At 56.6% G+C, this 9198-nt stretch carries 11 protein-coding genes; 5 read left to right on the top strand and 6 right to left on the bottom strand.

Going from position 1 to position 9198, the window contains the following annotated elements:
• Positions 1–203: 203 nt before the first annotated feature.
• The 3 genes from VNV36_RS13225 to VNV36_RS13215 all read right to left on the bottom strand — a co-directional run bounded on the left by VNV36_RS13225 (position 204) and on the right by VNV36_RS13215 (position 2189).
• Positions 204–563: a DUF6124 family protein gene (locus VNV36_RS13225; RefSeq protein ID WP_325718154.1), complete on the bottom strand. Its 360-nt coding sequence runs from the start codon at positions 561–563 to the stop codon at positions 204–206.
• A 375-nt stretch (positions 564–938) separates the two neighbouring features.
• On the bottom strand, positions 939–1187 hold the full coding sequence (locus VNV36_RS13220) for a DUF6555 family protein (protein WP_325718153.1): 249 nt from the start codon (positions 1185–1187) through the stop codon (positions 939–941).
• A gap of 204 nt (positions 1188–1391) precedes the next feature.
• Positions 1392–2189, bottom strand: a complete 798-nt coding sequence (locus VNV36_RS13215) for an SDR family NAD(P)-dependent oxidoreductase (RefSeq protein ID WP_325718152.1) — start codon at positions 2187–2189, stop codon at positions 1392–1394.
• A 105-nt stretch (positions 2190–2294) separates the two neighbouring features.
• Here VNV36_RS13215 and VNV36_RS13210 point away from each other — a divergent pair, with 105 nt between their 5' ends.
• Positions 2295–3239, top strand: coding sequence for a GlxA family transcriptional regulator (locus tag VNV36_RS13210; protein ID WP_325718151.1), 945 nt, complete (start codon positions 2295–2297; stop codon positions 3237–3239).
• Between the two features lie 12 nt (positions 3240–3251).
• Here VNV36_RS13210 and VNV36_RS13205 read toward each other — a convergent pair whose 3' ends face one another.
• Together VNV36_RS13205 and VNV36_RS13200 are read right to left on the bottom strand one after the other, a co-directional pair.
• On the bottom strand, positions 3252–4019 hold the full coding sequence (locus tag VNV36_RS13205; RefSeq protein ID WP_325718150.1) for a sulfite exporter TauE/SafE family protein: 768 nt from the start codon (positions 4017–4019) through the stop codon (positions 3252–3254).
• A 139-nt stretch (positions 4020–4158) separates the two neighbouring features.
• Positions 4159–5133: a hypothetical protein gene (locus tag VNV36_RS13200; protein WP_325718149.1), complete on the bottom strand. Its 975-nt coding sequence runs from the start codon at positions 5131–5133 to the stop codon at positions 4159–4161.
• A gap of 145 nt (positions 5134–5278) precedes the next feature.
• On the opposite strand from VNV36_RS13200, the gene VNV36_RS13195 reads away from it, so the two are divergent.
• The gene (locus VNV36_RS13195) at positions 5279–6148 is read left to right on the top strand and encodes a LysR family transcriptional regulator (RefSeq protein ID WP_325718148.1); all 870 of its coding nucleotides are present in this window, start codon (positions 5279–5281) and stop codon (positions 6146–6148) included.
• An 88-nt stretch (positions 6149–6236) separates the two neighbouring features.
• Here the strand turns inward: VNV36_RS13195 and VNV36_RS13190 are convergent, their stop codons facing one another.
• Entirely contained in the window at positions 6237–7178 is a 942-nt protein-coding gene (locus tag VNV36_RS13190; RefSeq protein ID WP_325718147.1) for an EamA family transporter, read from the bottom strand.
• Positions 7179–7453: 275 nt separating this feature from the next.
• Here VNV36_RS13190 and VNV36_RS13185 point away from each other — a divergent pair, with 275 nt between their 5' ends.
• The 3 genes from VNV36_RS13185 to VNV36_RS13175 all read left to right on the top strand — a co-directional run bounded on the left by VNV36_RS13185 (position 7454) and on the right by VNV36_RS13175 (position 9154).
• Complete coding sequence (locus VNV36_RS13185) at positions 7454–7756, top strand: ArsR/SmtB family transcription factor (protein WP_325718146.1); 303 nt, start codon at positions 7454–7456, stop codon at positions 7754–7756.
• Positions 7757–7819: 63 nt separating this feature from the next.
• Positions 7820–8794 carry a zinc-dependent alcohol dehydrogenase family protein gene (locus VNV36_RS13180; protein ID WP_325718145.1) on the top strand — a complete coding sequence of 325 codons (975 nt, stop codon included), beginning with the start codon at positions 7820–7822 and terminating at the stop codon, positions 8792–8794.
• Positions 8795–8830: 36 nt separating this feature from the next.
• A complete protein-coding gene (locus tag VNV36_RS13175) occupies positions 8831–9154 on the top strand; it encodes an antibiotic biosynthesis monooxygenase family protein (RefSeq protein WP_325718144.1) in 324 nt (107 codons plus the stop codon).
• The last annotated feature ends 44 nt before the right edge of the window (positions 9155–9198 follow it).

Raw genomic sequence — 9198 nt, 5'->3', positions numbered from 1 at the left:
CCGACGAGTGGTTGCCGCTTTAGCTGAATGCGAGCGTGTTTTTTTGCCCGGAAAGATGCCAAGACTTTGAGGCCGTATTCGCGAGCAGGCTCGCTCCCACAGGTTTGGCGGTCTGAGCGCGGCTTTGTGATCGACACAGATTCCTGTGGGAGCGGGCCTGCCCGCGAAGGCGTCGGCAGCCTCAACGCTTCACTGACGGCCTGTTACTGAGGCAACTCCAGATTATCCAGCACCCGATTCACCGCCAGTTCGCCAAGCATGATCAACTGCGCAATGCCCATCAGCGCTCGGCGCTGCGAGGGCTTGACCAGTCCGGCGAATTCCTGGGCGATGGTTTTCGCTGAGGCGAGGGTTTCGCAGGCGTTGGCCAGCAGGTCTTCGTTTTTGGTGTCGGCGGTGACGGCGTACATCGATCGCGGGGTGCACGGCGGTGGGGTCGAGCCGGGTGGGCAGAGGTAATGGTCGAGGGCGCGTTCGGCGGCGTCGTGGAGTTTTCTTGAATCGAGGGATTCGTAGGGGGAGGTGGGGTCGGTTTCGGGTGGGTTGGGTGTGGGTTTGATCATGGTCTTCTTTTTCCTGTCTGGGTGCGGCCACTCCGAGCTACTAAACAGGGGGTGGCAGCTGTACGCAGGTTAGTAGACCGGGGAAAAGAAGAAAGCCGGCGCGCCCGAGGGCGCCCTACGCACAGCCGCCATCAAGTGCAGGCTTGCATAAGCCTGTCTGATGAGCACTGGTGCAACCTTCTCTTGCCACGGGCTACTAAACCCGATCACTGAGAATCAGTGACGCGAATCAAGTTACCGATGGCCGTCCAGACGCACAAGCCGGCGGATTCTGGCGTAGTCGTAGGCAGCGACGCAAGACGTTGTAGTCTTGCGCCGGTAACGTGGCGTGTCTTTTAAACATTAACCAGCAAGCTTTTAAACAGCCCCCAATGCCTAAGCCTCCGTCCAGTTCAGCGCCGCTGTTTCGCGCCACTTCACCTCGGTGATTCCATAGCGTTCGGCCTGGGGTTTGGAGACGACTTTCAACGGTGGTTTGCCCGGTTTCGGAATCGGCGCAATACCGGCGTCACAGCTCGCCCAATGCCAAGCGTCGACGTTGCGCATACTCTTGGCGCGGATGACGAAAGATTTCGGCTGGTCGTGCAGTTTGTATTCGATGACGAAAATATCGGCGTTACGCATGAGTTCCTCCTTACGCTCATACGCAAATGAGTTTGTCCGACAAAAAAAATTCAAAGGATTTTCTGACCAGCATCGCCGGCCATTGCACCCAGTCCGGATAGGCCAATGTTCTGTTCTCTGCACAGTTTGTTTGATGCGCAAAGGGTGCCCAGCCATCCGTTGGGGGGCACCGCTGAAACTTGGCTGTGCTTCAAACATGCAGAATTATTCGACGCTGTAACGTGGCGCGAGGCGGTTGCTCGACAGATGGCTGAACAGCGCCTGGCGGCCGGCTTCGTAGCGCTCGTAGTGCTGCAGGTCGTGCATCGACGGGATGGAAATCAGCACGCCGTGATCGAAATCCTGCAGGGCGCCATCGACCAGATCGTGGGCGGACATCACGATCCCCGGATCGAGGTTTTCCACCGGCAAACCGCCGATTGCCCAGAAGTCGGTCGCCGTCGCGCCGGGCAGCACGGCTTGCACCTGAATGCCTTGAGTGGACAGTTCCTTGTGCAGGGACTGGCTGAACGCGGTGACGTAGGCCTTGCTGCCGCCATACACGCCGTTGAGCAATTCGGGCGCCAGGCTGACGATGGACGAAATGTTGATCACCGCGCCCTGTTTACGCGCCACAAAACCCGGAATCGCGGCGTAGGTCAGGCGGGTAAGGGCGGTGACGTTGAGGGTGATCAGTTCTGCCATCCGCTCGACATCGCTGTCGAGCACGCCGGTGTGAGTGCCGATGCCCGCGTTGTTCACCAGCAGACTGATGCTGGCGTCATCACGCAGTTTCTGCTCGACACGGGCGAGGTCCTGGGGGTTGGCCAGGTCAGCCTGAAACACCTCGACGTTGCGTTGGGTGTCTGTGGTCAGGCGGCTGGCCAGTGTGTTGAGGCGGTCACGGTTGCGGGCGACCAGGACCAGGTCGTAGCCGCGTTGTGCCAGGCGCTCGGCGTAGATCGCGCCGATGCCGCTCGAAGCGCCTGTGATCAGCGCGGTGCCTTTGAAAGTCTGGGTCATGGTCGTGCTCCATTGGTTGGGTGTGGAGCCATGATGCAGAAAATCTGCGCCGACCTGAATGACGCATGTGGTAGTGTTTCAGGACATTCATGACGGAGCGCGACCATGCATCGAGTCGGCTATCTGCTTACCGAAGGTTTTCAGGTGATGGCGCTGGCGACGCAGTCGGTGTTCGAGTTCGCCAACATCGTTGCCGGCAAAGCGGTGTACAAGGTCGAGAATTTTTCCCAGGCGGGCGGCATCGTGCGTTCGTCGTTGGGGCTGCACGTCGATACGTTGCCGCTCACTGCGCCAGGGCTCGCCGATAGCTGGATGGTCGCCGGAACGCTGACACCGCTTACGCCGCCCGATGCTGACGTGCTGCACAGCGTGCGCGGGCTCACCGACAGCGCACGCCGCGTGGCCGGCATCTGCACCGGTTCGTTCGTGCTGGCACAGGCCGGCGTGCTGGATAACCGCCGAGTGACCACCCACTGGGCGTTCGCCCCGGCCCTGCGCAGGATGCATCCCTTGATCAATGTCGAGGACGACCGCATCTTCATCATCGACGGCCCGGTCTGGACTTCGGCGGGCATGACCGCCGGTGTCGATATGGCCTTGGGTATGGTCGAGAAGGATCTGGGCAGCGAAATCGCCCGCTCGGTCGCCCATCGGCTGGTAATGCATCAGCGCCGTTCCGGCGGGCAGTCGCAGCACTCCGAACTGCTGTCGCTGTCACCCAAATCGGATCGCATCCAGACAGCGCTGGATTACGCGCGAAAACACCTCAATCGTCCGCTGAGTGTCGAGGAGCTGGCCGAGGTGGTGCACCTGAGCCCTCGGCAATTCACCCGGGTGTTCACCGCCGAAACCGGCCAATCGCCGGCCAGGGCAATCGAGAGCCTGCGCCTGGAAGCGGCGCGCCTGCTGATTGAACAGAGCCACCACAGTCTGGATGTGGTCGCCAGAGAAAGCGGGTTTCGTGACCGGCGGCATATGCGCGAGGTGTTCATGCGCGGCTTCGGCGTTCCGCCGCAAGCGATACGGCGGGATTCGCGGCGGATCGTTTGAGATGAACGATCTCTATGAAAAAATATTGATCCCCATTCTGCCAATCAAAAATACCAGCAGAACCAGGAAGAAAATTCTGATGAAGCCACTTCCGTAGCGTAATGCCAAAAACACCCCGGTCAGTGCTCCGGCCATGTTGCACAAGGCGACCACACCACCCACCGCCCACAAGACATTTCCTGATGGAACGAAAAACAGCAGCGCTGCGCTGAACGTACCGAGATTGACCAATTTTGCCGAAGCTGATGCATTCAGGAAGTCAAAGCCAAAGACCTTGACGAAGATGAAAAGCAGCAGGCTGCCACTGCCCGGGCCGAAAACACCGTCGTAGAAACCAATGAGGCCGCCAAAGAAAATTCCAAGGAAGATGTCCTTCTTTCCGAAGTGTCTGTTTTCCCCCGCAAGACCTAGATTTTTTTCCATAAAAGTGTAGATAGCCATGGCTATCAATATGAAAAAAACGACGATCTCCATCAGCCTTTTCGGCACGATGGATACCGAGAGAGCCCCTAGAAAAGAAAATAAAAAAGCAGCAAGCATAGTCGGAAGCATTAACTTCCAAAGAATGTTTATTCGCTTCAAATACCCCGATATTGACGAGACATTGCCTGCCAGAACCGCCAGTTTATTGGTGCCGAAAACGGTGGCGAGACTGTGCTGCGGAAGAGCATGTAAAAGTGCTGGCACCTGCACCAGGCCTCCACCGCCGACCGCCGCATCGATCAGACCGCCACAAAATGCGAAAAACCCCAATGCAAAAACAGCGTGCTCAACATCCATGCAGTAGATCCCTGCGGAACTTCGTTTTCAGCGGTAGGTTCATGGTTCGCTCGTGGTTTGGGTTGAATGCAGAACATGCCGACCACAATGCGACTTGGCTTGTGAGAGAGACGTGGCATGTTCTGTTAATAAAGATATATCAAGAGGCAAGAATCCGGTGCATGGCGGAGAATGCATTACCGACTCTTTCATTGTAATTAAGCATGACGCCGATCAGCCGCGCAGGCTTGAATTCCATGCCGACTGTCCGACCGTACGCTTGTGCCGCCGCCAAGGCATGCAAGCCGTGTTTGTTTTCCACTTCACCTGAATGCCCCATGACATAGCCTTTGGCATTACGCAGGTGCTGGGTATTGCTTCTCAAGAATGGATTGGTGGCCAGGAGCTTGGCTTCTATATATTGAGCGATGAAGTTGTATTCCCGTCCGTTCCAGAGTTCCGATGCAATTGAAACCATCATCGCATCCATAATTGAAGATTTGTGTTCGTTGGAGTTCAAAGCCGTTTTGTGTTTGGCGATACCGGTGTTGTAGAGGAAATCCGCGAAGTCATTGCATTCCGGAATTTTAAATTGTTCTTCAACCCAGGCGGTTGCACCAAAAGCTGCGGTCATGTAGTGATACATGCCGTCATGGCCCTGATGTCCTAGACCAAAATCATCTTTCGCCACTTCGTGCATATGGGCCATGACATTGTGATAACCCTCACGCTTGTCGGCGGACACCGATATCGCATCCGCCGAGAGGCGCATGATAATTTTTGCCGAGACCAGGCTGGTAGTTTTATGGGTCTCGTTCCATCCGTTGAAAAAGCTCAATACCGACGAATCCTTACCGTTTTTTTCCAGGAACGCCCTGAAGGCGCTTTCAGTCGCCAGTTGTGCTTCTTGCGTGATGGGATGATTGAGTACCTCAAGCATGGCGTCCTGCAGCTCAGCCACGTTTCCGATGCAGGCCGGTACGGGCTGCCGCCGTTGATTTTCTTCTATCGTGCGTCCGGGAATTTTCAAGTTGCGTATGTGTTTGGGCAGCCCTTGAAGAAATGTTTCGCCAAATTCTTGCATGGATTTATGTTCGAAAGTGTCCAGACGACTCTGTGGCGATGCTGAGCTCATGATGTGTCCTTTTCCCTAAAGACCGATGAAATAGTTGGGTTTTTTATACATTTGCAGGCTTGGCAATCTGGAAGCTAACCCGAGTTGTTAGCGTGCGACAAGTGACTTATACTCACGCGATCATTCACTTTTAATGAGTGTTGGAATGGAGTTGTCGCAGCTGATCATGTTCAAGGCAGTGGCCGATCTAGGCAGTATTGTTCGGGCCTCTGAGCGGTTGCATTGCGTGCCGTCCAACATCACCAATCGAATCAAGATTTTAGAGCGTGAACTGGGAGTTTCGCTCTTTATAAGGAAAGGCAGAGGACTGGTAATCAGTCCTTCCGGGCGGCTGTTCCTCAATTACGCCAACAGGATTCTGTCTTTATGTGAAGAGTCACAGAGAGCGCTTGATCCTTTGTCAGCGCCATCCGGGGACTTCAGGATTGGCGCTATAGAATCGTCTGCTACCGGCAGACTACCCAAGGTGTTGTCCCGTTATCATCAACTATATCCCGCGGTACAGATGCAATTCAGCACTGGCGACTGGTCGCAATTATCCGCTGATGTACTAAGTCACAAGCTCGATGGTGCAGTTATTGCCGTGAGACCGGAACACCCGGATCTTGAGAGTATGGAAATCTACAAGGAGGATCTGGTCTTGATTGCCTCGCCCTCCGCAGGCTCGATACGTCAGCCAGAGGATTTGCATGGCGTGGATTTGTTCATGTGGCCTGAAGGATGCCCCTACAGAAAGGCGTTGGTTAACTGGCTGGAACGGCACGAAGTAACCAGTTCGATAACGAGTATCGCCAGTTATGGCACCATCCTCGGATGCGTGAGCTCAGGGGCGGGGGTGTCGTTGGTACCGAAGGGGATCTTCGAGCAGTTCAGGCAGGTCGGCGATATACAGGGATACTTTTTTAAAGATTTAACACCTGTGACAAATTACTTCATATGGAACAAGCACGTAGAGTTTCATCGTGCCAAAGACAAGTTTGCCGATTTGCTCAAGGAAACGTTCAAGTGTCAATAATGATGCTGAAGTGCTTCAGTCGACATCTTGATGTCCTTGATCTCGAAACTCGACGCTCCCGTACGCCACCCGCACCTCGACTTTCGCCTCAACCCTTCACCGCCGCTTTGCGATAAGTCAGCAAAACAATCCCGCTTACCACAATCACCCCACCAACGATTTGCCCCTTGCTGAGCATCTGATCCAGCACAATCCACCCCATCAGCAACGTCGCCAATGGCTCGATGTTCATCACCGGTGCGTTGCGTGGCATGTCCAGTCGGGGCACGGAGATGAACAACACGATAAAACCGGTGCCATACAGTACCACTAGCGTGGCAAGGGCCAGCCAGCCGGTCGAGGTGGCGGGGAGGTTGAGTCCGCCGGGGAGGGCGCCGGTCAGTCCGGCCAGGTTGACGCTGCTGAAGACGATGAAAATGGTCAGCAGACTGCGCACCGAGCCCCGCACCTGCGACAGTTTGTGATCGGTGATCCACAGCGCACAGGCAAATACGCTGGCGGCGCAGAAGGCAAGTGTGACGCCCAGCTGCCATTGCGGGCCGACACTGGCAGTGGCTGAAAGACGTCCCGGGATGTCGAGCACGAACACCAGTCCCACAAGGATCAAGCCCATCAACATCGCGGTGCGTGCACTCGGTCGCGGGCCGCCCAGCGCCCAGGTGAGCAAGGCGAGCAGGATGGGAAACACGTTGGCTACCAGCAGCGCCAACGCCACCGGAACCCGCGCGACGGCCGAGTACAGGCACAGGCTCTGCGCAGTAATCAGCAGACCCAACAGCAATTGCCAGCGCCAGACACCGGGCGGTAGACGCAGGCTTTGCCGCTGCCACAGCACCAGAATGGCCAGCACCAGCAAGGTTCCGCCGGAACGCATCAGAATCGCCAGCAAAACCCCCGCGCCATCATCGAAAGCCACGCGTGCCGCCACGTGGTTACCGGCGAAAGCACAGCCCATGCACAGCAAAATGATCACGGCGAGATAACGGGGGAAAGGAGGTGGGACGGTCGGTGCAAATTCGGTGCGGGACATGGCAGATCTCAAAGTGATAGCCACAAGGAGTGGCTGAAGTTTTTGTTATGTTGTCGTACGACCTGACGGTTTGTACCGTAAACCGAACGGGGCGGGCAAGCCTGAAGCCTTTTATTCCCGGCTTTCATGCGGCGGCTACGGAATCTGGAGATCGTATGACTTGACCCTTGTCTTTCGCTTTCCCTGGAACACGGGCGCCACTGCCGCCCGTCGCTAACCACAAATCTCATCATCACGGGCATTGACATATCGCAAAATCTCGATATCCTCGGCGCATGGAACTGATCGAAATCTTCAAAGCCCTCTCGAACCCGACACGCCTCAAGATCCTTGATGGCCTGAAGGATCCCGTGAAGAACTTCCCCCCGCAGGAGGAGGGTGACGTTTTCAAGGAGGGCGTCTGCGTCAGCAGTATCCAGGAAGGCATCGGCCTGTCGCAGTCGACAGTGTCGGGTTATCTCGCCACCTTGCAACGGGTGGGTCTGGTGGAAGTGCGGCGCATCGGTCAATGGACCTACTACAAACGCAATGAGGCAGCCATCAGCGCGCTTGCAGAGATCATAGGGAAAGAGCTGTAATTTTTTTTACCGCAAGATATCGAGATATCTCGATATCCCTCTTTATCGATACGAGGTTTTGCCATGAAAGCGATGATTCTCAAATCCTTCGGCGGTCCTGAATCCTTCGAACTCAGCGACGTGCCCAAACCAGTGCCGCAAGCGGGGCAAGTGCTCGTCCGCGTGCACGCCACTTCGATCAATCCGCTGGATTATCAGGTGCGGCGCGGTGACTATCCCGACCTCGTGCCCTTGCCGGCGATTACCGGGCACGATGTCTCGGGCGTTGTCGAAGCGGTCGGACCGGGTGTTACAGCCTTCGCCCCAGGCGACGAAGTCTGGTACACCCCGCAGATCTTCGACGGGCAGGGCAGTTATGCCGAGTACCACGTGGCGGCCGAAAGCATTATCGCCAGAAAACCTGCCTCGCTGAGCCACCTTGAGGCGGCCAGCCTGAGCCTGGTTGGCGGTACAGTTTGGGAAGCGCTGACCGTGCGCGCTGTGCTGCGAGTAGGGGAAAGCATTCTGATCCACGGCGGCGCGGGCGGTGTCGGTCATGTGGCGATTCAGCTGGCAAAAGCCATCGGGGCCAGGGTGTTCACGACCGTGCGTGAGGACAATGCCGAGTTCGCCCGCAGCCTCGGCGCTGATGTGGTCATCGATTACACCCAAGAGGATTACGTCGAGGCGATCATGCGCGAAACCGCTGGCCACGGCGTCGATGTGGTCTTCGACACTATCGGCGGCGACACCCTGGCGCGCAGTCCCGACGCGCTCGCTCAGCTTGGCCGCGTAGTTTCCATCGTAGACATCGCGCAGCCGCAGAACCTTGTTCAAGCCTGGGGCAAGAACGCCAGTTATCATTTCGTATTCACGCGGCAGAACCGCGGCAAGCTCGATGAGCTCAGTGCATTGGTCGAGCGCGGCCAGTTGCGGCCACACGTTGGCGCTGTTTATTCACTCGCCGACATCCCGCGCGCCCACGCCCGACTGGAAAGCCCCAACAACGGTCTGCTGGGAAAAATCGCCATCGCCGTCGAGCCTTCGCTCATCGTTTGAACACGTCGTTCGTACAAGTCATTCTGGAGAAACATCATGGTTTATGAAATCGCGGTGCTGCCCGTTCACCGAGAACACACCGAAGCCTTCAGGCGCGCATTTGCCGAAGTCGAGCCGCTGCTGACTCGCGCGAAGGGTTACGCGGGTCACTTGCTGGCGCAAGGCATCGAAACCCCTGAACAATTCAACCTGATCGTGCGCTGGCAATCGCTCGAGGATCACACGCCGGGGTTTGAAGCCAGCGAAGATCATCAGCGGTTCATGCTGGGGCTGGAGGATTATTTTTCCGCAGAACCGAGCGTGTACCACATTGAGGGTGGCGTTTTTCCGGGTGGAGACCAACCCCTGACTGGAGGTTGAGCTTCTGGCCGACGTTGAACCGCAAGCAGACGTTGCTGAACGTC

It is taken from the genome of Pseudomonas sp., from assembly GCF_035554175.1.
Classification (GTDB): domain Bacteria; phylum Pseudomonadota; class Gammaproteobacteria; order Pseudomonadales; family Pseudomonadaceae; genus Aquipseudomonas.
The sequence above is the reverse complement of the archived record's forward strand: the minus strand, read 5'-3'. Positions and strand labels throughout refer to the sequence as shown.

Bases quoted from the DNA above. Each gene is read 5' to 3' on its own strand.
- VNV36_RS13215 (WP_325718152.1), bottom strand. From the start codon at position 2,189: ATGACCCAGACTTTCAAAGGCACCGCGCTGATCACAGGCGCTTCGAGC.
- VNV36_RS13220 (WP_325718153.1), bottom strand. From the start codon at position 1,187: ATGCGTAACGCCGATATTTTCGTCATCGAATACAAACTGCACGACCAG.
- VNV36_RS13180 (WP_325718145.1), top strand. From the start codon at position 7,820: ATGAAAGCGATGATTCTCAAATCCTTCGGCGGTCCTGAATCCTTCGAA.
- VNV36_RS13175 (WP_325718144.1), top strand. From the start codon at position 8,831: ATGGTTTATGAAATCGCGGTGCTGCCCGTTCACCGAGAACACACCGAA.
- VNV36_RS13225 (WP_325718154.1), bottom strand. From the start codon at position 563: ATGATCAAACCCACACCCAACCCACCCGAAACCGACCCCACCTCCCCC.
- VNV36_RS13195 (WP_325718148.1), top strand. From the start codon at position 5,279: ATGGAGTTGTCGCAGCTGATCATGTTCAAGGCAGTGGCCGATCTAGGC.
- VNV36_RS13205 (WP_325718150.1), bottom strand. From the start codon at position 4,019: ATGGATGTTGAGCACGCTGTTTTTGCATTGGGGTTTTTCGCATTTTGT.
- VNV36_RS13200 (WP_325718149.1), bottom strand. From the start codon at position 5,133: ATGAGCTCAGCATCGCCACAGAGTCGTCTGGACACTTTCGAACATAAA.
- VNV36_RS13185 (WP_325718146.1), top strand. From the start codon at position 7,454: ATGGAACTGATCGAAATCTTCAAAGCCCTCTCGAACCCGACACGCCTC.
- VNV36_RS13210 (WP_325718151.1), top strand. From the start codon at position 2,295: ATGCATCGAGTCGGCTATCTGCTTACCGAAGGTTTTCAGGTGATGGCG.
- VNV36_RS13190 (WP_325718147.1), bottom strand. From the start codon at position 7,178: ATGTCCCGCACCGAATTTGCACCGACCGTCCCACCTCCTTTCCCCCGT.